The organism is Psychrobacter namhaensis (assembly GCF_016107545.1).
Taxonomy (GTDB): domain Bacteria; phylum Pseudomonadota; class Gammaproteobacteria; order Pseudomonadales; family Moraxellaceae; genus Psychrobacter; species Psychrobacter namhaensis.
In genome coordinates this window covers 80,220-102,831 of the sequence record NZ_JABASS010000003.1, presented here as the reverse complement: position 1 = coordinate 102,831, position 22,612 = coordinate 80,220, and the positions used below count along the sequence as shown (strand labels likewise).

Annotated in this window: 19 protein-coding genes; 7 read left to right on the top strand and 12 right to left on the bottom strand. The window is 45.5% G+C overall.

Annotated elements, in window-relative coordinates; all coding sequences use genetic code 11:
• Positions 1-25: 25 nt before the first annotated feature.
• Positions 26-1,384, bottom strand: coding sequence for a GntP family permease (locus JFC06_RS04190; protein ID WP_198334076.1), 1,359 nt, complete (start codon positions 1,382-1,384; stop codon positions 26-28).
• A 221-nt stretch (positions 1,385-1,605) separates the two neighbouring features.
• Here JFC06_RS04190 and cobT point away from each other — a divergent pair, with 221 nt between their 5' ends.
• Genes cobT through JFC06_RS04175 form a run of 3 tightly spaced genes read left to right on the top strand, consistent with a single transcriptional unit; the run spans position 1,606 to position 4,108 of the window.
• Positions 1,606-2,649, top strand: a complete 1,044-nt coding sequence (cobT, locus tag JFC06_RS04185; protein WP_193006179.1) for a nicotinate-nucleotide--dimethylbenzimidazole phosphoribosyltransferase — start codon at positions 1,606-1,608, stop codon at positions 2,647-2,649.
• Positions 2,649-3,512, top strand: a complete 864-nt coding sequence (gene cobS, locus JFC06_RS04180; RefSeq protein WP_198334075.1) for an adenosylcobinamide-GDP ribazoletransferase — start codon at positions 2,649-2,651, stop codon at positions 3,510-3,512. The genes cobT and cobS overlap by 1 nt, the downstream gene beginning before the upstream one ends.
• A gap of 32 nt (positions 3,513-3,544) precedes the next feature.
• Positions 3,545-4,108, top strand: coding sequence for a histidine phosphatase family protein (locus tag JFC06_RS04175; protein ID WP_198334074.1), 564 nt, complete (start codon positions 3,545-3,547; stop codon positions 4,106-4,108).
• A gap of 81 nt (positions 4,109-4,189) precedes the next feature.
• On the opposite strand, the gene JFC06_RS04170 is transcribed toward JFC06_RS04175, so the two are convergent.
• From JFC06_RS04170 to ppsA, 6 genes are all read right to left on the bottom strand, one after another.
• Positions 4,190-4,414 carry a hypothetical protein gene (locus JFC06_RS04170; protein ID WP_193006176.1) on the bottom strand — a complete coding sequence of 75 codons (225 nt, stop codon included), beginning with the start codon at positions 4,412-4,414 and terminating at the stop codon, positions 4,190-4,192.
• A 325-nt stretch (positions 4,415-4,739) separates the two neighbouring features.
• A complete protein-coding gene (gene rplI, locus JFC06_RS04165) occupies positions 4,740-5,243 on the bottom strand; it encodes a 50S ribosomal protein L9 (protein ID WP_193006175.1) in 504 nt (167 codons plus the stop codon).
• A 20-nt stretch (positions 5,244-5,263) separates the two neighbouring features.
• On the bottom strand, positions 5,264-5,494 hold the full coding sequence (rpsR, locus tag JFC06_RS04160) for a 30S ribosomal protein S18 (RefSeq protein ID WP_010198808.1): 231 nt from the start codon (positions 5,492-5,494) through the stop codon (positions 5,264-5,266).
• Between the two features lie 16 nt (positions 5,495-5,510).
• Complete coding sequence (gene rpsF, locus JFC06_RS04155; RefSeq protein ID WP_101205443.1) at positions 5,511-5,915, bottom strand: 30S ribosomal protein S6; 405 nt, start codon at positions 5,913-5,915, stop codon at positions 5,511-5,513.
• 302 nt (positions 5,916-6,217) lie between these two features.
• Positions 6,218-7,213 carry an RDD family protein gene (locus tag JFC06_RS04150; protein ID WP_198334073.1) on the bottom strand — a complete coding sequence of 332 codons (996 nt, stop codon included), beginning with the start codon at positions 7,211-7,213 and terminating at the stop codon, positions 6,218-6,220.
• Positions 7,214-7,342: 129 nt separating this feature from the next.
• On the bottom strand, positions 7,343-9,727 hold the full coding sequence (gene ppsA / locus JFC06_RS04145) for a phosphoenolpyruvate synthase (protein ID WP_193006173.1): 2,385 nt from the start codon (positions 9,725-9,727) through the stop codon (positions 7,343-7,345).
• A gap of 638 nt (positions 9,728-10,365) precedes the next feature.
• Between ppsA and ppsR the strand changes: the two genes are divergently transcribed.
• Together ppsR and sthA are read left to right on the top strand one after the other, a co-directional pair.
• Positions 10,366-11,262, top strand: a complete 897-nt coding sequence (gene ppsR / locus JFC06_RS04140) for a posphoenolpyruvate synthetase regulatory kinase/phosphorylase PpsR (protein WP_226949486.1) — start codon at positions 10,366-10,368, stop codon at positions 11,260-11,262.
• Positions 11,263-11,424: 162 nt separating this feature from the next.
• Positions 11,425-13,074 carry a Si-specific NAD(P)(+) transhydrogenase gene (sthA, locus tag JFC06_RS04135; protein WP_227670171.1) on the top strand — a complete coding sequence of 550 codons (1,650 nt, stop codon included), beginning with the start codon at positions 11,425-11,427 and terminating at the stop codon, positions 13,072-13,074.
• Between the two features lie 87 nt (positions 13,075-13,161).
• Here the strand turns inward: sthA and JFC06_RS04130 are convergent, their stop codons facing one another.
• From JFC06_RS04130 to JFC06_RS04110, 5 genes are all read right to left on the bottom strand, one after another.
• Positions 13,162-14,364 carry an ABC transporter permease gene (locus JFC06_RS04130; RefSeq protein WP_193006171.1) on the bottom strand — a complete coding sequence of 401 codons (1,203 nt, stop codon included), beginning with the start codon at positions 14,362-14,364 and terminating at the stop codon, positions 13,162-13,164.
• Entirely contained in the window at positions 14,364-15,689 is a 1,326-nt protein-coding gene (locus JFC06_RS04125; RefSeq protein ID WP_198334072.1) for an ABC transporter permease, read from the bottom strand. Before JFC06_RS04125 ends, JFC06_RS04130 begins: the two co-directional genes overlap by 1 nt.
• A gap of 3 nt (positions 15,690-15,692) precedes the next feature.
• Entirely contained in the window at positions 15,693-16,901 is a 1,209-nt protein-coding gene (locus tag JFC06_RS04120; RefSeq protein ID WP_198334071.1) for an HlyD family secretion protein, read from the bottom strand.
• Between the two features lie 48 nt (positions 16,902-16,949).
• Positions 16,950-17,843, bottom strand: a complete 894-nt coding sequence (locus JFC06_RS04115) for a YihY/virulence factor BrkB family protein (RefSeq protein ID WP_193006168.1) — start codon at positions 17,841-17,843, stop codon at positions 16,950-16,952.
• Positions 17,844-17,915: 72 nt separating this feature from the next.
• Entirely contained in the window at positions 17,916-19,562 is a 1,647-nt protein-coding gene (locus JFC06_RS04110) for a TolC family protein (RefSeq protein WP_198334070.1), read from the bottom strand.
• A gap of 360 nt (positions 19,563-19,922) precedes the next feature.
• Here JFC06_RS04110 and glpK point away from each other — a divergent pair, with 360 nt between their 5' ends.
• The gene (glpK, locus tag JFC06_RS04105; protein ID WP_198334069.1) at positions 19,923-21,515 is read left to right on the top strand and encodes a glycerol kinase GlpK; all 1,593 of its coding nucleotides are present in this window, start codon (positions 19,923-19,925) and stop codon (positions 21,513-21,515) included.
• Positions 21,516-22,033: 518 nt separating this feature from the next.
• Positions 22,034-22,504 (top strand): hypothetical protein, encoded by a 471-nt coding sequence (locus tag JFC06_RS04100; protein WP_226949493.1) that lies wholly within the window; start codon positions 22,034-22,036, stop codon positions 22,502-22,504.
• The last annotated feature ends 108 nt before the right edge of the window (positions 22,505-22,612 follow it).

The following is a 22,612-nucleotide window of genomic DNA, read 5'->3' as shown; positions in this document are numbered from 1 at the left end:
CTCTTTGAATATTGCCGCTAATACGTTAAATAAATACCAAGGTTAATAACCAGATAAACATGATACTGGTCACGCCTTGAATACCAGTAGCCATTGAATGGGCTTTGTAAGCCTGTGCCACACTCATGCGACTAAACTGGCTAACAATCCAAAAAAAGCTGTCATTGGCGTGAGAGATCGTCATTGCGCCCGCACCAATGGCCATGACACAAAACACGCGGCCAAGCTCACTGTCGAGACCAATTTGATCCAATAGTGGGGCAACCATGGCCGAGGTAGTAACCAAAGCGACTGTGGTCGAGCCTTGCGCGGTTTTTAAAGCGGCTGAGACAATAAACGGCATAAAAATACCCAGTCCTAATGCCGATAGAGTCGTGCCCAAATAATCCCCAATCGGAGTGACTTTTAGCATGGCACCAAATGCCCCACCAGCACCAGTAATCAATAGGATGGGAGCGGCTACCACCAAACCTTGTGAGATACTGTCACTAATCTGCTGCGTTTTTTGATCCGTATTAATGAGTAAAAACGACAGAAATAAACCAATAAGCAGCGCGGTGAGAGGGTTGCCAATAAACACCAAGATGTCTGTCACTATACCGCTGCCGAATGGCGTGCTTGGAAAATTAGCAACGGAAGATAGGCAGATTAAGACGATCGGTACGATAATGGGTAAAAACGCCATCGTTGCTGACGGCATGTGGCTATAGTCGTCGCGGGTTTTCATGTTTTCAGGTAGTGTCGCGGCTGGCGCGTCCATCGCATCTATATTGTCGGGAGTGGCATTCAAGAAGCGGTTCGACCACCACCAGCCTGCCAACACTGCCACAGCCGTCACCACCACACCCACCATGATGACCAAGCCTAAATTTGTCTCTAATCCCAAGTTCCCTGCTGCTGCAATCGGTCCTGGGGTCGGTGGTACAAAGGTATGAGTGGCATACAAACCCGTTGCTAAGGCAATACTCATCGCCACACTAGACACGCGTAAACGCTCGGCTAAAGACTCCTTTAAAGAGTTTAAAATGATGTAACCAGAGTCACAGAACACAGGTACTGACACCACGGCACCAACAATGGACATGGTCAAAGTAGGGAAGCGTGGTCCCAATACTTTGATGACCGTTTCTGCCATCACAATGGCGGCACCTGTTTTTTCAAGAATCAAACCGATAATAGTACCAAATACAATCACCAAACCAATGTAACCTAAGATACCACCAAAGCCATCAGAGATCGTTTTAGCGACAGTGTTAAGAGGTACTTGGTAAAATAAGGCCACCAAAAAGGCTGATAATATCAATACTAAAAAAGGATGCCACTTTAACTTTGCTGTGGCGAAAATAATAAAAAGAATGGTCAGCACAAGCCAAAATACGATCATTACTGTCTCTATATAATTGATATCTTAGTGAATTATTCATGCCATTATTACTTAGCTTAGCATCAATAATGATAGGGAATTTTAAAGGGGCATATTCTATCGTAAATACGCGCTGCTAGGAAACCTATTCGGCCCAGATATGACTTTATTAATGGCAAAAACCACACACTCTGCTAGTATGTGGTTTTGTTTTACATGTACCAACATCAGGATGCTACCCTTTGATCACATTTACTGCGCCCACTATCGCCACTATAGAGAATAACGAACGACGTCAACAGCTCCAGCAAATTCTAGACCTAAAAACCAAACCACTTGGTGCCCTTGGACGGTTAGAGGCGCTGGCATTGCAATTGGGGATGATTCAAGGTACCACCAAGCCGCATATTGAGCAGCCACAGATTCGGGTGTTTGCCGCTGATCATGGCTTAACCAAACATGGCACCTCCGCGTATCCGAGTGCGGTGACCGCGCAAATGGTTGAAAACTTTTTGCAAGGTGGGGCGGCGATCAATGTATTGGCGCGCCAACACCAGATTGAGCTAAAAGTAGTCGATGCTGGCGTAGATACGGATTTTGCCCCCCACGCGCAGCTACTGGATTGTAAAGTACGTCATGGGAGTCGCGATGCGCTAACAGAGCCTGCCATGACAGAGGGTGAATGCTTGGCGGCGTTAGAAAACGGTATGAAAGTGGCTAAGGAGGCCCCTGGTAACTTGTTGATCGTTGGAGAGATGGGTATTGGCAACACCTCAGCGGCCAGTTTGTTGTTGGCAAGGTTGGGTGATGTGCCTATTACTGATTGTATTGGTCGTGGCACGGGTCTTGATGATGCAGGGTTGCAGCACAAGCACGATATTTTAACGCAGGTATTGGCGCGTCATAGTGAGGCAACAGCACCGTTAGCGGCGCTCGCAGCACTAGGCGGGCTTGAGGTTGCTATGATGACAGGTGCGCTAATTCAAGCCGCCAGCGAGCGTCGTATTCTCTTAATGGATGGATTTATTGCCAGTGTGGCTTTGTTAGTCGCTGAGCGCTTAGCACCAGGAGTGGCGCAGTACGCTGTGTTTGCTCATCACTCGGTCGAGCCGGGGCATGCACACTTATTAACGTTGTTAAACGCTAAGCCATTATTGGACGTGGGCCTGCGTTTAGGCGAAGGGAGCGGGGCGGCGCTAGCGTATCCGCTCTTGCAGTCTGCTTGTGCCATTATTAATGACATGGCAAGTTTTAGTGATGCTGGTGTTAGCGGACAAAACCACTGATGTCACAGTCGCTAAATCAACCAAAACCGTCAAAGAACGCACCAACGCGACCAACGGTTGGACAGCTCATAAAATATGAATGGCGTCTGCTGCTGGTTGCCATGCAGTTTTTAACGCGCCTGCCCGTTCCCTCATTTTCCAGCTATGATCCGCAGTGGTTGCATCAGAGCAGTCGTCATTTTCCAGCAGTCGGTTTGCTGATTGGCTTACTTTGTGCTGGCGTGTTTTGGCTTGGCAGTGTTTTATTTACGCCGTTAGTAGCTGCGGTGATTAGTACAGTGTTTGGTATTAGGCTTACTGGTGCTTTTCATGAAGACGGTTTGGCCGATAGTTGTGATGGTTTGGGCGGTGGTTTGACTCGTGAGCGTACGTTAACGATTATGAAAGACTCACGCTTGGGAACGTATGGTGTTTTAGGTCTAGTGTCAGCGCTGCTACTCAAAGTGACCTTGTTGGCCTCCATGCCACCATCAGTGGCTATCATCGCACTTATCATTGGCCACACTGCATCACGTTTACTATGTATTAGTCTGCTCGCTTTACTGCCTTATGGCGGGGAGATCGAACATGCCAAAGCCAAACCCATGGCGCAGCAGTTGACGCCATTACAAGGACTATTAAGCAGTGGTTGGCTGCTGTTAGCCGGCGTACTAGTAACGCTCATTTTTCCTTATACGGTACAGCAGATTGGTGTGGGTCAATGGCTGTTGGCGCTATTACTTGCCCTAATAGCCACAGATTACATGCGGCGCTTATTACGTAGGCGACTCGATGGTTATACGGGTGATGGGCTGGGTGCCACGCAGCAGCTGAGCGAAGTGGCGATCTATGTAGGTCTGGCGGCATCGCTACCGTTTATCTAATATTTAAACATCAAAAAGGTAACACTCTCTTAATGGTTCTCTACATTTGGCGCCACCCTAAACCGCGTACCGCGCAGGGCAGGTGCATTGGGCAGACAGACATAGCGGTAGATAAACGCAAACTAAAACGCCTTGCTAATAAAATCGAGCGCTTTGTACGTTTGCATCAATTGCCTAGAGTGATTTGGGTCAGTCCTTTGCAGCGCTCACTCAAGGTTGGTCAGATATTGGCGCAACGTGGATTTCAATATCAAGTCGCCCCTGAGCTTGCTGAGATCAATTTTGGCGTATGGGACGGTTGTCTGTGGGAACAGATTACTCAGCAAGAAATTGACGACTGGTGTAATGACTTTGCGCACTTTGCTTGTGATAAGGGTGAAAGCTTACACCAGCTCTTTGATCGTGTTGAAGGCTGGATGAGTGCTAGAGTGATCGAAAACAATGGCAAAAGGAACAACAAACCTACCTTAGTTGTCGGTCATGCGGGCTGGATCACTGCTGCTAAAATGATTGCTGACGGGCAAAATGTGCCGACGAGAGCCAGTGAGTGGCCACGTTCGGTAAAGTATCAAGAGCGCAGTCGTCTAGACTACTAATCGTCTACTAAGCAAAAAAAATGGCCATGTGTCATGACCATTCGTATTTTGAGTATAAGCATGTGGTGACTTCTTTGACTGCTAGGCTATCTTATCAAACCATGCTTTATTGTCTTTTGCTGACATCGAGTCAAAGCTTACGTAGATCCCTTTTTCATCGAGTGTGGCATACCAGTGATCATCGTTACTACCGGTAAGTAGCTGAAAATACTTGTTATTTACAATTCTACCAACGGTATAGACCTCGCCTTCTGAGTAAAAGTCATTACCTCGTATACATAACAACTTATCATTGGTATTGATCATATTATCGCGCTCTATTAGTAAATAAGATACAGACAGGATACCAATTCAACTGAGAATAATAAAGATGATTTTTTAGGGAGTATCTTGTTGTTTAGTAACAGCTTTTAAGTTGTTTATTACCGTCCGTTACCGCGCTACCTAGTTTTAAAATAAGGGATAAAAAGTGGGTGCAAGCATTCGTGTTTAACGTATCAAGAGTCACAAAATAGTGGCGTAAGATAAAGTCATGATGTTGGTATACAGCCGTAAGTAGACTGACACAAAAAAAAGCCAACAACTCAAGGTTGTTGGCTTTTTTACAGACTGAATCTAACTATTTCAAAAATTACTCTTCAGAGTAGTCTTCATCAGCAGATTCTTCATCTAGATCTTCGTTATTATTGTCTTCAGACAAAATAGTAACTAAGATGCTAGCAGTAACGTCATGATGTAGCTGAATATCAACATTATATTCGCCAATTTGACGTAGTGTGCCTTCAGGAAGCTTGATTTCAGCACGGTCAACTTCTAGACCTGAGTTAGTCAATGCTTCAGCGATATCGCGAGTACCGATAGAGCCGAATAGCTTGCCTTCGTCACCTGATTTAGCACGCATGATGACATTAACGTCAGTTAAAGCATCAGCACGCTCTTGAGCAACAGCTACTTCTTTTGCTTCTTCAGCTTCAAGCTCAGCACGACGTGCTTCGAACTTTTCAATGTTAGCTTTGGTCGCAGGTAGCGCTTTGCCCTGAGGGATAAGAAAGTTACGTCCGTAACCTGGTTTTACATCGACAGTTTCACCGAGTTTACCAAGGTTGACGATACGCTGTAACAAAATAATTTGCATGAGTCATTCCTAGTTAGCGGTTAACCTTGATGGTTATCAGTGTATGGAAGTAGCGATAAGTAACGAGCTTGCTTGATAGCAGTCGCTAGTTGACGCTGATATTTAGTAGAGGTACCGGTAATACGGCTAGGTACGATTTTACCATTATCACTGATGTACTGTTTTAGCAATTCAACATCTTTATAATCGATGTGAGTGATGCCTTCAGCAGTGAAACGGCAGAATTTGCGACGGCGATAGAAACGTGCCATGAGTATTCTCCTTTAATTAGTCTTCACTGTTGTCGTTGTCGTCATTATCGTTTTCACGATTGTCTGGACGACGAGTAGTTGCTTTGCGTGCGCGTTTTTCATCGGCATTCTTGGCTAACTGCGACTCTTCAGTGACAGCTTCGTCACGGCGCATAACTAGACTACGAATGATCGCGTCGTTATAACGGAATAATTCTTCAAGTTCAGCCAAAGTCTCGCCGTCAGTTTCAATATTGAAAAGAACGTAATGAGCTTTGTGAATCTTGTTGATAGGGTAAGCCAGTTGACGACGGCCCCAATCTTCTAGACGATGGATAACACCGTTGTTGTCTTGAACTAACTTGATGTAGCGCTCAACCATGCCGACCACTTGGTCGCTTTGGTCTGGGTGTACAAGTAACACCAGTTCGTAATGTCGCATTATGACTCCTTACGGATTAGTAGCTATTAACCCTATGTTAATAGCAAGGAGATTTATAAGGTAAACCTAATGTCCAGTAAATATAAAAAATACAGGAGAGGATAAGCTTAGTTTATAAAGCGCCGTATTATAACAGTACTTAGTGATTAACACAAAGGTTAATCACTCAGGCGCCCATAATAAAATATGCCAACACGCCATTGTTTATTACCAACAAAAAAGCAACGATGAGACGCTGCTTTTTTATGCAAGAACTCAGGCATGTGATTAAGAACCAAACTAACCATCAGGATGAAAATCGATTATTTTATCTTGGGTTCTTTGACCAATTGACTGCTGTCAGCTTTCACCACTAAGGTTTTAGCCAATTTATCATGCCAACCAATATTTTTGGCGCTTTTAGAGGCCATATAATAGTGAACCGCAATAATGACAAAACCTAAGAAGCTAGTAAAAGAGAACAATAAATTGTAAATAATAAACAGCAGTAACGTTCGTACACCGATAAGTTTGGTAAATGATGGCAGACGATGCGTGGTTTGATCCACGACGCGAATACCCGTCAGCAGCTTACCGAGTGACTGACCACGCATGGTGATAAAGACCAACTGCAACGCAAATAAACCAAAGACCATGACTTGCGACATCATCAGTGTGCTGCTAGGAAGGCTTTCCATCAGCGTCATGGAATACTGATAAGCGGCGTCCATATCTTGGATATTTTGAAATTTACTATAATCCACATCCATGTTGGTCAAAGCCATCACTAGTGGAAAAATGGCCAATAGATACAGTAAGCCATTAATGGCAGTAGCGAGCACCCGCGACATGATAGGCGCAAGTACGACGTTTCCAATGACCTTGTCTTTATCCGTAGCGGTTTTTTTGATACTAGATTTATTTAAGGACACGTTGTTATGCGGTGTTTGCTGACGGTTGCTTGTCATGTCAGCTTTCACTTTTTTACTTGTGTCTTTTGGCCGCTCAGGCTTGCCATACAATCTATCTAACGATACTGACTTGCCATCTTGATCACTACTGGCTTTATCTTCAGGAAAGATCGTGACGTTATTAATAATAGAGTCATTAACATCCGAACTGCCAATATTGGTCGGTCTATAAACCGTTTGATTATTGGTTAAGGTGCCAACGCGCTGCCATTGATCTAAGCCTTCGTGCCACATCAAATCATCTAGTAATACTTCACCAGACGCCAACATGATATTAAGTTGCTCCAAATCGTATGGACCAGCTTGTACGTTATTTCGAGCAAGGAAAATCTGCATAATTGCCTGCATAGTTAGTCATATCTTAAGTCACTATATATGATACCTAGTATTAGGGTCTATTTAATATTTTTCAAATAGACCCTAATAATTGTTTCTTTAATGACTGTGTGAATTACTGCTGTGACTGAACGTGATGGCTTATTTCGTTTCTTCACCAGCTAAGAAGAACCATGTGTCTAACACTGAATCAGGGTTCAATGACACAGAGCTGATACCTTGCTCCATGAGCCAAAAAGCAAGATCTGGATGGTCCGATGGTCCTTGGCCACAGATACCCACGTATTTGTTTTGCTTACGGCAGGCATCGATCGCCATAGTGAGCAGTTTCTTAACAGCAGGGTCACGCTCATCAAATAGATGTGAGACGATGCCTGAGTCACGATCAAGACCAAGGGTAAGCTGAGTCAAGTCGTTAGAGCCGATTGAGAAACCATCGAAGTGTTCTAGGAATTCTTCGGCTAGTAGGGCGTTGGTCGGTAGTTCACACATCATGATGACACGTAGACCGTTCTCACCACGTTTTAGACCATTCTTTGCCAGTAACTCGATGACCTCAGCGGCTTCGCCAACCGTACGTACGAATGGAATCATAATCTCGACGTTGGTCAAGCCCATCTCATCACGTACACGTTTCAGCGCTTTACATTCAAGCTCAAAGCAGTCACGGAAGTTATCAGAGACATAACGGCTAGCACCGCGGAAACCAAGCATTGGGTTTTCTTCTGATGGTTCGTACAACTTACCGCCAAGCAGGTTAGCGTATTCGTTTGATTTAAAATCTGACATACGTACGATAACGGGCTGATCCATAAAGGCAACGGCTAGCGTTGAGATGCCTTCGACCAATTTATCAACATAAAAATCAACCGGTGAGGCATAGCCTGCGATACGCTCTTGAATGGCTTGCGAGATTTCACGTGGCAAGCTGTTCATGTTGAGCAACGCTTTTGGATGCACACCAATCATACGGTTGATGATGAACTCAAGACGCGCAAGACCAATACCTTCGTTTGGCATTTGCGTGAAAGAGAATGCGCGATCTGGGTTACCAACGTTCATCATAACTTTGAACGCAAGCTCTGGCATAGACTCGACAGAGTTGGTCTGTACTTCAAAATCAATCAGACTCTCGTAAATAAAGCCAGTATCACCTTCGGCACAAGAAGCGGTCACTTCTTGACCATCAACCAATAGCTCAGTGGCGTTACCACAACCCACGATGGCTGGCACACCTAGCTCACGCGCGATAATGGCAGCATGACAGGTACGGCCGCCGCGGTTGGTAATGATAGCAGAGGCACGCTTCATGACAGGTTCCCAATCAGGATCAGTCATGTCTGATACCAAGATGTCGCCTTCTTGCACTTTGTCCATCTCGTTTAGGTTGCTTACGATACGCACTTTACCTGAACCGATACGCTGACCGATTGAGCGACCTTCACACAATACTTTTGCGCCAGTCGTATCGATGACATAACGTTCCATGACATTGCTGTCTTGACGGCTCTTAACGGTTTCAGGACGTGCTTGCACGATAAAGATCTCACCGCTGTCGCCATCTTTTGCCCACTCGATGTCCATCGCTTGGCCATAATGCTTTTCGATCGTTACGGCTTGTTTGGCAAGAGAGGTCAGCTCTTCAGTAGATAAAGAGAACTGCATACGGTCTTGTTTTTCTACATCGACGGTTTTAACGGATTTTGCCGTGCTACCTTCGTCACCATAGACCATTTTCTTATGCTTGCTACCTAGGTTACGGCGAATAACGGCAGGCTTACCATTGGCTAGTAATTGTTTTGAGATATAGAACTCATCTGGGTTTACTGCACCCTGAACCACCATTTCACCCAAACCGTAGCTTGAGGTAATGAAGACCACTTGATCAAAGCCGCTTTCGGTATCGAGCGTGAACATCACGCCCGCAGCGCCAGTCTCTGAGCGTACCATACGCTGTACGGCTGCAGATAGCGCAACACCTTCGTGCTCAAAACCTTTATGGACACGGTAAGAGATGGCACGGTCGTTGTATAATGATGCAAACACTTCTTTAATAGCAATCAGAACGTTATCAATACCGCGAATGTTTAAAAAGGTCTCTTGTTGACCGGCAAATGACGCATCTGGCAAATCTTCGGCAGTGGCAGAAGAGCGTACCGCAACCGCGATGTCTTCGCCGCCACTCATGGTTTCAAATGATTGACGCACTTCTTGCTCAAGATCTTTAGGCAGCTCTTGTTCAATAATCCAAGTACGGATTTTTTTACCAGTGGCAGCAAGCTTATTGACATCATTCACATCCAACGTTTTTAGCTCGCTATTGATTTTGTCCAGCAAGCCGGTTTCTGTTAAAAAACGGTTGAATGCATTTGAAGTGGTGGCAAAACCGCCTGGCACACTCACGCCTAAATCAGAAAGATGACTGATCATCTCGCCAAGTGAGGCATTCTTACCACCGACCATATCAATGTCGTCTTTTCCTAGCTGATCAAGATTGATTACAAGTGCTGTAGATTGCGCTGCCATGATAACTCCAGAAAATAAGGTTATTTAGTAAAGATTATAACGGTAAATTATACCGCTATATTAGGACAATTTCGAGGGGTTGAACCAAAAAACTTGTTAAAAAGATACAAATTGTCGAGTTTGCTACACACATTCATAGAAGTCGCGGTTATTATTAATTTTCAGAGGTGAATAAAGAGGCCTTACACAAGGTCAATATATGCCCGTACGACTTCACGGTTTTAAGAAATGGGCTTATAAACAAGTAAATTTAACGGCATAAAAGCGGGCTTAATATGTTCTGTGATGTGTATCTTGCCACACATTAGGCAAGTTTAACCAAGGTGACCCCTGAAACGTTACGATAAGTACAATCAATTAAGAGGAGCAGACTAAAAACAGTCTGGGTTTCTATATGAGTTTCTACATGAGCTTCTATGTGGATTTCTAGGTGTACACCTGTAACATTGATTTCTATTAGGCCGCTATTATGCGTATAATGTATGGCATAAATAGTAGAGACTGGTTCTGATATAAGTAGTCAATATCAGTGCTGATCTAAAGCGTCCCGTCAGACCACGCAACATCAGTTAAAAATAGGTGAGAGACACAAGCGCAATGAAGGTCACTATTGTGTTTTTAATCGAGGTGCCACAGTTATGTATTCAAGCAATCCAGCGGAACAAGTGAATCCCACTATTCAAAACCGCCATGCGCTCAACTTAGACAGCTCCCAAGCTGTTAGAACGGCGTTTTTTATCTCGGATGGTACAGCGATTACCGCTGAAACGCTTGGCCGTGCTATTTTGAGTCAGTTTGCCTCGGTCCCTTTTGAGACCCGAGTATTGCCATATGTGGATAGTTTGGAACGGGCAGAAGATGCGGTCGAGCAGATCAATATGGCCTATCAACGAGACGGTTTGTTGCCCTTGGTGTTTGATACGATTGTGAGCCCTGAGATTCGTGAAAAGATCAACTCTGCCCAAAGCTGTAATTTAGACATGTATGAAGGCTTGATTGGGCGCGTTGCTGAAGAGACTGGCGTGGAGCCAGATGGACATTCAGGTCATGCACACGATGATGTTGACTCTGAGACATATAAAGAACGTATCGATGCGGTTCATTTTGCTTTAGACAATGACGATGGGGCACGGACTCGCCATTATAACGCAGCAGACATTATTCTGATTGGGGTATCGCGTTCGGGTAAAACACCGACGTCATTATACTTAGCATTACAATTTGGTATTCGCGCCGCCAATTATCCTCTGACTGAAGATGATTTGTATGACAATCAGCTACCAAAAGCGTTACGTGAGCACAAGGACAAGCTGTTTGGTCTATTAATTGACACAGATCGCTTGGTAAAAATTCGTCAGGAACGCCGCGCGGGCAGTCGATATTCTAGCTATCAGCAATGTCAGCAAGAGCAGCGTGCGATACAGGGGATTTATATCACTCATGGCATCCCAAGCTTAGATGTGTCTGAGATGTCTGTTGAAGAAATTGCCACGCGTATCCTACAGATGACCGGACTTAAGCGCCGAATCGGTTGATGAGATACTGTCTTATATATAGTGGTTGCTGTCATCAACATTGTAAAAATTTCCTACACTCACGATGTATGGTAAGCAAACCTTTGCTAGCCAGCTTAAATTTGAAAAATATCAACTCTTACATACACACCTTAAATAGAACCAATAAATAAAGAGGACACCATGGTAAGTAAAAGTGCAATTGACGAGACCAATGATACGGGTAAAGACGTTCATACCGAAGTATCAAATAAATCAAGCGGACACGTGCCAAGCCCTGAACATACCGAAGGTAAAAACAAAAAGCAAAAAATAGAGCAAACCCACGAGCAGGTCACTGATGATGTCATGCATCATCCTGACCTTGTTAATCCGCTCGATGACACGCGAATTGATATCAAATCCGGTTTTACTAAAGACTCTCGCCGTCTAAAAAGTGACAATCACGAGTATGAATACGATGCCGTTGTTTTAGGGGCAGGTCCAGCTGGTGAAGCGGCGGCCATGAAGCTGACCAAATCTGGCAAAAGAGTCGTCGTGGTCGATCCGCGTGACCAAGTAGGCGGTAATTCAACTCATGTCGGTACCATTCCCAGTAAGGCATTACGCCAATCCGTATTTAACTTGATTAACTTTCGCCGTGATCCTATGTTTACCAAGGCGATGGAATATAAGCAAGTGCCGCTAAATGAAGTGTTGGCTAAGGCGCGTCAAGTGATCCGTCGTCAAGTCAGTACGCATACACGATTCTATGAGCGCAATCGTATTGAAGTCATTCAAGGGTGGGCGAGCTTTGTCGACGCCCACACGCTGCGTATTGAAGTGGATGACAATGTTTATGAAACCATCACTTTTAATAAAGCGATTATCACCGTCGGTAGCCGTCCTTATCGTCCTGATATTCTAGATTTTAACCATCCACGCGTTTTTGACTCTGACAAGATCTTGCAAATGGATTATGTGGTTAAAAAAATCATCATTTATGGTGCCGGTGTCATTGGTTGCGAGTATGCCTCTATTTTTACCGGTCTTGGCTATAAAGTTGACTTAATCAATAACCAAGATCAGCTACTCAACTACTTAGACAGTGAAATTAGTGATGCTATCGCGCATGACTTTAGACAGTTTGGTGTGCTTATCCGGAGTAACGAAGAGATTGATTATCTGGAGACTCATGATGATTATGTGGTCTTACATCTCAAGAGTGGCAAAAGAATCAAGTCTGATGCCATTCTCTGGTCAAATGGTCGCTCAGGTAATACGGAAGGTTTAAACTTAGAAGCCATTGGTCTCAAAGCAAACAGTCGTGGTCAATTAAAAGTGGATGACACGTATCGTACTGAGATCGAAAATATTTATGCGGCTGGGGATGTCATTGGTTGGCCATCGCTTGCGTCTGCTGCTTATGACCAAGGGCGCTGTGCCGCTGCCTTTATGGTGGGTGACAGTGATGCTGAGCCAGTATCTAGTGTACCGACGGGTATTTATACGATTCCTGAAATCTCATGTATCGGTAAAACAGAGCAAGAGCTGACGGATGAAAAAGTCCCCTATGAAGTGGGTCAAGCGTTCTTTAAACATTTGGCACGGGCACAAATCATCGGTGAACGTTCGGGCGTACTAAAGATTTTGTTCCATCGTGATACGCTAGAAATCCTAGGCATACATTGCTACGGTAACCATGCTTCAGAGATTATCCATATTGGCCAAGCAGTAATGAAGTGTAAGAGCAATAATACGCTTGAGTATTTTGTCAATACGACTTTCAACTATCCAACGATGGCAGAAGCTTACCGCGTGGCTGCATTGAACGGCTTGAATCGGGTTTTTTAAGATCTGACAGTCTAAAATAAATACAAAAAGCGCCCACTAATGTTGTGGGCGCTTTTTTTTGGCTGATTGTTGTCTGTTAAATGTGCCTTAGAGCAAGGCGTTATCTTGCTTTACAGAGTTGTGCCAGCGGATCAACATGAGCAGGACAAAGTAACATACCCATAAAGCAGCAAGCGCATAAAATCCAGTAGCGACTTGTGAGACACTGGCGCCCATTTGGTTCAGCTGGACAGAGGTGTTAATAGCAGGGGTGGTGGGTATCAACCAACGTATTATTTGTAAAAACTCGGGCAGCTGGTTGGCTGGCCATGGATAGCCACTGACAAAAAACATGGGTAGGGAGCTGAAAATCAAAATTTGCATACTGCGCTCACGCTGACGGAACCAAAGCCCCAGTACGCACCCAAGCGTCGCCACGGTCGGACAAAACAGCAGCAGAAATAGCAGGCTGCCAAGCATGTTTTGCCCGCGCGGATAGTGATGTAGCTCAAATGCCCAACCATAATAAAAGCAGCCAACAATGAAGCTGAACATACTAAGCGCCGTAATACGCCCAAGCCAGCCACGAACACTGGTGGTATGGCGACGTTGCTCATATAGCGTGCCAATCAGCATCGCCGTCGCTATTAAAAGTGTTTGTTGCAAAATAAGAATAGAGACCGCTGGCACGACGTACGCGCCGTAACCTTCTGTTTGATTGTATAAAGGAGTAATCTCTAATGGCACCGCTTGAGTGTTGGCCGCTGCCGTCGCTAAATATGCGCCTTGTGCTACCTCTTTTTTAACCTCAATACCGGCTGATACCGTACTAACGGCTTTTAAGAACCCCATCTGTACGTTTTTATTTAACAGAAAATAACCACCATTACCAAGGACGCTGACGTAAGCGGCTTTTCCAGACAACACTTGCTGCTCAAGTCCGCTTGGAATAATCATGTATCCAGCGATTTCATCTGACCACATGGCTTCTTTAGTTTCTTGTTCATTGAGAAAGTGTCTTGTATCCAATTGGGGGCTGGCACTGGCATAGCGCACGATGGTTCGTGATAGATTGCTATTGTCGTTATCAATGATACCAACTGGCACATGATTGACCACTTCTGTTGAATACGGCCAAGGGTAGAAGAAGCCATAAATGATAGGGGCAATCATTAATAGTAAAAGAACGCCTTTATCAGAAAAGATATCTGTTATGGTTTGTAAAAAACTGCCTAAAAATTTTTGTGAGGACGAGTGTGCTTTTGAGTCTGCTGCTGTGGTAGACACATTATGGTGTGATGACCGTGACATTAGCGTGCCCCCCAACGTTCAGGATGCAAAAGTGCGCGTTTGGTTAATAACGCGGTCAAAAACAGCGCAATCGATGTCGCAAGGGTAAGCCCATAAACAATCGGCAACGACACCGCCACAGGCGCCTGCATCTGCAATTGTGCAATGTGCAGCTTTAGATAATGGGTCAGTGGTAGAGCGTTGGACCAGCGCTGGGCGCTGTCACTAATGGCCATATAAGGAAAAGTGACGCCAGCAAAGGCGTAAGAAGGTGCTGACATAAACGCCGTAGAAGACAGGCCCATCCGTAACGAGAATGAGCTTAAGGTAAAAATAGCACCGAGCCAAAAGGACAGCGTCAGCAGTAGTATCAGACCGATATAGGTGACCGTGACTGAGCGGATGGCAATGGATTCTTGGGGGGTGGCAAACCAGAGCGCTAACATCGCCCAACCACTATAGGCCAATATCGGCCAAAAATATTTCCCCAGTAAGCCAAACAACAACACCAAAACGTCTATTTGTTCGGTAGCTGTGCTTTTACTAGGGATCTTATCCTTTTTGCACCCTTCTTGACGGTTTTTTGGATGATCTGTTGCTAAGATTGATTTTGTTTTACGGTGCGTCCATAAGGTCAAGTTAGGCGGGCTGGTATTAATAAAACGATACCAGTGCCCAAGTTTTCTATCACGCAGCTCACGGCCCATGGTCGTCGCACCGATAACCATGGCCAAAATGTGTAGCAGCGCAGGAATAACGGTTGATGCTAAAAACTGCTGATAGTCGGTTGCTGCGTTAAATAGGCTGATGCGTTGTATTTTAATCGGTGAGTAAGCGATTGCTGCTTGCGACGGCGCCATGCCTTGCTTGATTAAACGCTGTATCTCAACGCCTGCTGATAATGTACCTGCGATGGTTTGGACACTGGTTTGAATGATACCTGAATGCGTACCGTACTGAGCGTTTACTTGCAAAATCAGTGGGGCTGGCTTGCCCGATAAAATATTGCGAGAAAAGTTATGAGGAATAACGACGATAGCATAAATATCACGTTGCAAGATGGCTGACTCTGCCTCAGCCTCTGAATAATACCGCTGTTTTACCGTCAGAGTAGGGCTGGCTTCTAAGTAACGTACGGCAGTGTGGGCAATAGGGCCGCTGTCTTGATCGATGACCCCAATGGGTAAATCTGTTACCTGAGTGCGGGAAAATATCCACCAAATCAGCAGCACAGTTGCGAGTGGTATCCAGACTACCATGGTAAAGTCCCATGGATTTTTGGCTAAAAACCGTCGCTCGTAGGCCGCGCTACGGACAAAAGCCCCACTTAGCTTAGTCAGGCGCATGGCTTACTCTTGGCTTTGATTATTAGGGGCGGGATTGATACGTACAATAACGCTCATACCTGAGCGAATACGTGCATCAGGAGTCGTTGGCCGTGCTTTTACTTCAAAAGTACGTACATCGAAGCCGTCATCATTGTTGGTCGGGCGCCAAGTAGCAAAGTCAGACAGCGTCGACGTGGCATAGACGGTAAACAGTTTGGTATAAGGTTTATTGGCTGACGAGAGAGCAGGAATCGTACCAGTAAACTGCTGACCAATCGCAAACTGATTCAAATACGTCTCGGTGACGTTTAGCACCACCCATTGATCATTGGTGTTGACTAACGTCAAGATAGGCACGCCTTGACCGATAACTTCACCAGCATTAACAATGACATCATCAACAACACCAGCGATAGGGCTTGTTAAATTGGCTTCTTCTTTTGCTACCAGTGCTTCTTCTAGTTGGGCGTCGACTTGGGCGACTTGCGCCATCGCGGCTGATTTGTCTTCACTGCGCGCCCCTTCCATCGCCAAATCATACTGCAAGCGCGCGGCTTCGGTTTGATCTTGGGTGGCTAGGTATTGTGCATACGCCTCATCGCGTTTTTGCCGTGCCATTAGCCCTTCTTCATAAAGGCGGTTGACGCGCTGATACGTGTTTTCTGCCAAATCAGACGCGGCCTTATTGGCTTGCCATGCCGCTTTTGCTTGAGCGATCTCTTGTGGACGGGCACCATTTTCTGCTTTGTCTAACTGACTTTGTGCCATTTGCTTGCCGGCTCGTGCTTGATTGATCTTGGCGTTAATTTCAGGCGAGTCCATTTCAATCAGCTGCTGACCAACCGTCACCATATCACCTTCTGTTACTAAAATTTGAGCAATCCGGCCTGGCACTTTTGCCGCAATAGACGTTTGCTGCATTTGCATTTGACCTTGTAGCGTCACAACTTGAGGCTCGCTGTGCTGATTACTCTTATACAGACCATAAGCGATGATGCCCACTACGATCAAAAAAAGTAAAGTGAGCAGTCCTTTTTTTGTCATGGCGGGCTTATTTGTTTTTGCAGGTGTGCGTTGATAATTGGGCGCCGCTCTCGATTGGTCAGCACTGCCTTCATCAACGTCAGGGCTGGCAGGTGTTTGCTCATTGTCGTGGCTGTTTGGTGTGGTTGGTGATTCTGAGTCGTTTAACTTGCGTGAGTTGTCTGATCCGTTGGTAGCGTCAGTCATGACAGTGAGATTCCTAAAGCCATAAAGTTGAGAGTAAAGGGTTTATTACTAATACACACGAACCGCATAAGGTTTGGCGCTTTCTAGGATTTCAGAGTTAAAAATAGCCCCAAAGGCGATGATAAATGCTGAATAATAAAGCCATAGCATAATGACCACGGCTGCTGAAAGCGCGCCAAACTCAGCGCTGTAGTTATTAAAGTTTTGCACATAAATCGAAAATAACACAGACAACACAATCCAAAGGACAGTCGCTAGAGTGGCGCCTGGCATCAGTTTTTTTAGCGCTCTGGCATCACGGTTTGGGGCTAGGCGATATAGACTTAGAAAGCTTAAGAAGATGATACCAGCCAATATCGGCCATCTGCTCCAAAGCGCAATCGTCTTAGCGACTTGAGGGAAGGGAAAATAGGCTGCCCCTAAAGGAATAATAGCAATTGAGGAGATCGCTATGATCAAAACCACGACCGCGCCCAAGGTCAAACCAAGCGCTCGAATCGTGCTTTGTATAAAGCTACGTTCTTGAGAGATATGAAAGGCAAGATTGATAAGAATAATCAAAGACTTTATGCCTTTAGAGCCAGCATAGAGAGCGAGTAGGCTTGATACAATTAGGCTAAAAGTGAGTGTGGACGTGGTGTTAGAGAGTAACTCGCTTAAACGTGCGTTAAGAATGTCATAAACACTATCAGGGATAAAGGCGCGTAACAGTGAAATCTGTGCTTGTATCTCAGTGGGAGTAAACGCGAGACCATAAAGCAGTACAAACACGGCCATAACTGGAAAAATGGACAAAAAACCAAAAAAACCGACGCTTGCGCAATGCGCCCAAATATTGGAGTTGTTCGCAATACGCCACGTTGCTAACAAAGGCTGTAGCCCACTTGGTAATTTAGAAGTTATTTTTGTCATAAAACAGTCATCCACAATAGGGTTGGTCATAGTATGAGTCGTTGCGTGATAATCGGTATCAGCGTCTATTAACACGCCCTATGATCTTGTAACATAAAATCGTTATTCAGTATACAAGGTCGGCAGCCGAATGTCGGCTGCATTGAGATAAGCGTTAAAGGCGAGAGGTGTACCGCAGCTTTGCATAAGGGCGGCTAATGACTGTACATAACTATTCGCCGCTTGTGCTTGTTCAGTACGTGCTTTGAGGGACTGCGTTTGTGCTTGTACCACATCGATTGGCGTATTCACACCTTCTTGCAATCCCAATTGACGCAAACGCAGTACCTCTGCGGCCAAATCTACATTGCTTTGTAACGCCTGATAACGTGACTGGGCATTATTGACATCGTGCCAGTTCTTCTCAACCAAGAGTAATAGGTTGTCACTGACTTCAATCTCAGACAGGTCCGCTTGACGTATTTTGGCGTTACTCGATGCCAATGACGCTGTTTTATCGATTCCACCCCACAGCTTCCAGCTGGCAGATATTCCGGCGACCCAGCTGGGGTCTTTTTCTATTTGTCCGTAGCCATAGAGCATAACGGTCGGTTTATAACCGGTGTCTGATAGGGCGTGTAACTGCTCAGCCTGGGCTCGTTTGGCAGCGACTTTTTGTAGCCCCGGGTGATTACTGAGCGCCAACTCTTGAAAGTAGGTGACGTCTGGTAAAGGACGACTGGAAACAAACAGAGGGGTCGTGGGTTTGATGCGATAATCAGTACGCAGTAGGCGTTGTAGCGCCATCATAGCCAGACGGGCATCATTATTGGCATTGACTGACTCACTCTTTGCATCAGCCAGTGCGGACTGGGCTTCTAAGCGATCCACACGCGAGATAAACCCTTCTTCAAAAAGGCGCTGCGCCATATGGTCGGTCTGCTGTAACGTATCATAAGCGTCTTCACGTAAATAGGCGGCAATGATCGCCAGTTGTGCCTTAAAATAGCGCTCAATTAAGGTGTCATAAAGCTCATTGGTGTCCAACAGACTGTCTGCTACGGCTTCTTGGGTGCGGGCATTGGAGGCGGCTGTCAAAGCAGTGGTGCGTCCAGCCGTATAAATTGGCCACACCACACCAAGACCTGCCCCAGCTGTTGAGCTCGAGCGCTTTAATTCGTATGAATCTGGAATACGTTCACCAACCAACTCACCGAAGTTTGGGAGTTCTAAGGGTGGTGGAATGGATGGGATCACATCATCAACACTGGTGTTGACGTCATTCACAATGTTGTTTTTGAGCGTCGATAAGTCAACATCCGCGTCTAAGTTGTAAGCACTGGCTGATACTCGGGCAAATAGCAAAGGGTTATCTATGGTTTTGAGCGCGTCAGTTTGATACTCGCTGGCGGCAATCGCTGCTTGATTGGCAGCAATTTTTGGGGAAACTTGCAACAAAATACGTTGCGCTTGCTCAAGGCTTAATAGGCTAGATACTTCTAATGGATAGCTGTTATCGATACGTTTGCGGGTAATAGGGTCGATAAGAGGTGTCAGCTTACGCTGTTGCTCAGTGTTAGCAGGCGTGATGTTGTTTGTAGTGCTCGCGTCTTGAGCATCAGCGTCCACAACTTGCGTCACAGTGACGGACGTTACTTCATTTTGCGCCCCAGTGTTATTCTCGTTGGCGCTTGCCAAGGCAGAGGTAGTTAAGCCCATGAGCGTAACCGTCAACACCGCAGTAGACAGAGTTGATAAAGCAAATTTCATAAGTCACATAAGCCATTAATTAGAGTACAAGGTATTTGATTTTAGAGTCACGTAACCTGTTAAAAATATCGACTGACGTCGCTAACTCCCATTCATGCGAGGACGATAGTGTAGACTGTCAACACAGTCGCGCGTTTTGTGACCAATAACAAAGCGTACACTGTAGTGCCACAATAGTGACGGGTCAATGCTCATTATAGGCTTATTTTTCATTGAATGACTGCCGTTTATGTGCTATGTATCTTAACTAGCAAGACGTGAGGGATGGGCGTTGATAATAAAAAATATGGCCGATTAGAACAGAGACGGCTGTAAAATCCCAAATGACAAAAATGTATAAAATAAGACAGGATGTGAGTAATGACAGGATATATTTTGGCGTTAGATCAAGGCACAACATCAAGCCGAGCGATACTGTACGATGATCACGCGCGTCCGATCAAAATGGCGCAGCAGCCAACGATATTGAAAACACCGCAAGTGGGGTTTGTCGAGCAAGACGCGCAACAAATCTGGCAGACACAGATTAGCTGTGCGCATGACGTCATCAATCAGGCAGGACTGCTTGCCACCGATGTCACCAGTATTGCGATTACCAATCAGCGTGAGTCTATTGTCATTTGGGATAAGCAGACAGGCAAACCCTTAGCACCGGCCATTATTTGGCAAGATAGGCGTACGGCAAGCTATTGTAAAACGCTTGCTGCTGAGCGCGCGAGTAGCATAGCTAGTGACAGTCATGAGGACATGGCAAGTGCTGTGCAACGTATCACAGGCTTGCGCTTAGACTCGTATTTTAGTGCCAGCAAAATCGCTTGGTTACTAGAGCATAATCCCAAGTGGCGTGCACGCGCCAATAAAAATGAATTGGCTGTTGGTACCATAGACAGTTGGCTCATATATAAGCTCACTGGCGGTGAGCATGTCATTGATGTGACCAATGCTTCTCGTACCCTATTATATGATATTCATAAAATGGCGTGGTCAGAAGAGCTGTGCGCCTGTTTTGCGATACCAATGACGATGCTGCCCAAAGTACTACCCTCTGATGGTGACTTTGGTAAAACCAAAAAAGGGCTGTTTGCCAAACAAATCCCCATCCATGCAGTACTGGGCGACCAGCAGGCAGCGCTTTTTGGGCAAGGTTGTCTTGATGCGGGTATGGCAAAAAACACTTATGGTACCGGGTGCTTTATGCTAATGAACATTGGCAAAGAGCCCAAGCTTAGTGAGCATAAGCTATTGACCACCGTTGCTTGGCAACGAAAGTCTGCGACCACTCGTCCAGAGAGTCTCTCGTTTGATCAGATCGTACAATCCGGTCGACGTATGCTACAACCACCCAAAAAAGAAGTGACTTATGCGTTGGAGGGTAGCGTGTTTATGGCTGGCGCCATTGTCCAATGGTTGCGCGATAATTTGGGTATGATTCAACAAAGCAGTGAGATCGAGGCGTTAGCGCGGCAAGTCGACCATAGTGGGGACGTGGTATTGTTACCTGCATTCACAGGGCTTGGTGCCCCTTATTGGCGCACGGACATCAGCGCGAGTATCACGGGTATGAGCCGCGGCACGACCAAAGCCCACATTGCCCGCGCCGCTTTAGAGGCGGTCGCTTACCAGTCTTATGACGTACTGATCGCCATGCAAAAAGACAGCCCTCAGCCTCTCACCGAGCTAAGAGTGGATGGCGGGGCGGCCAACAATGACTTACTGATGCAGTTTCAAGCTGACTTATTGGATGTGCCTGTACTGCGTCCTAAGGATACAGAGATCACTGCCAAAGGAGCGGCACTACTTGCTGGGTTAAAAGCGGGTTTATACGATGAAGCAACTATAAAAACCTCATGGCAAGTTGATCGGGTTTTTGAACCTAAAATGTCTGCTGATATCCGCGAGGCGCATCTGCACAAATGGCAGCAGGCTATAAATAGAGCTTTGAGCGTCGTATAAGGCGTATAAATAATTAAGCAGAGTCGTTAAACCGCGCTAACCACTGAGTGGCTAATTACCTAAAAGGCTCTACCGTTCTACAGAACTGATATAAAGATACAGGCTGTAACGCAAGACAATCGTAACTCGGACAGAGTTTACATAACCCATCTATCGATCTTTGGCCATAAATTCCTATACTTTATTTAGACAAATTAAGTAAGACCGCTAATTCTTATTAATCAATAAATTAGCCTTTAATAACTCTAATATATAACAACGAATTTAAGGACAATACTATGAATAACGATGGCCGCATTACAGACCCTAATAATCGTGTAATTGATGATGACTACCGTGAAGTAGGGGATAGAGAGCGCATCATTGATGACAATGAACGTCGATTAACGGAGCGTGATCATACGGTAACCGGTAATCGAGTCGTTAGACATGAAAACGACAATATCGTAGATGACCGCGTGGAACGGGACTATGTTGCAGGTGATCATGATGCTATCGATCGTGACGAAGTAAAACATATGTCAGACGAAACAAAAGAAGATTTAAACGCTGACATGATCACAGGCGAGCCAGGTTCGCATCCAGTAGGTACAGGTATTGGTGGAGTGGGCGGTGCCGCAGCAGGTGCCGCGATCGGTACCATGGCAGGACCGCTAGGAACTCTAATTGGTGGTGCTATTGGCGCTATCGTTGGTGGCGGTGCTGGCCATGCAGCAGCAGAAGCGATTGACCCAACACGTGAAGAAGCGTACTGGCGTGCAGAACATGCAAAGGCGGATTACTACAGAGAAGGGTATGACTTTGACCGGGATATGCATCCAGCTTATGCAGTTGGTTACGCCAATCGCGCACGCTATCCTGCGGATGCCCGTTTTGAAGATCATGAAGCCGATTTAGAACGTTCATGGCATGAAGTCAAAGGTGACTCTCGTATGGAATGGAATGATGCCCGTAGAGCATCACGTGATGCTTGGAATCGCGTATCATAGAGCTAAATGAGTACGACGTTATGAAGTATGACTAATAGCTGACTTCATTTTAGTAAGCCAACAATACAAAATCTTACTATCTCATCACTAAAGTTAGTCTGATTGTAG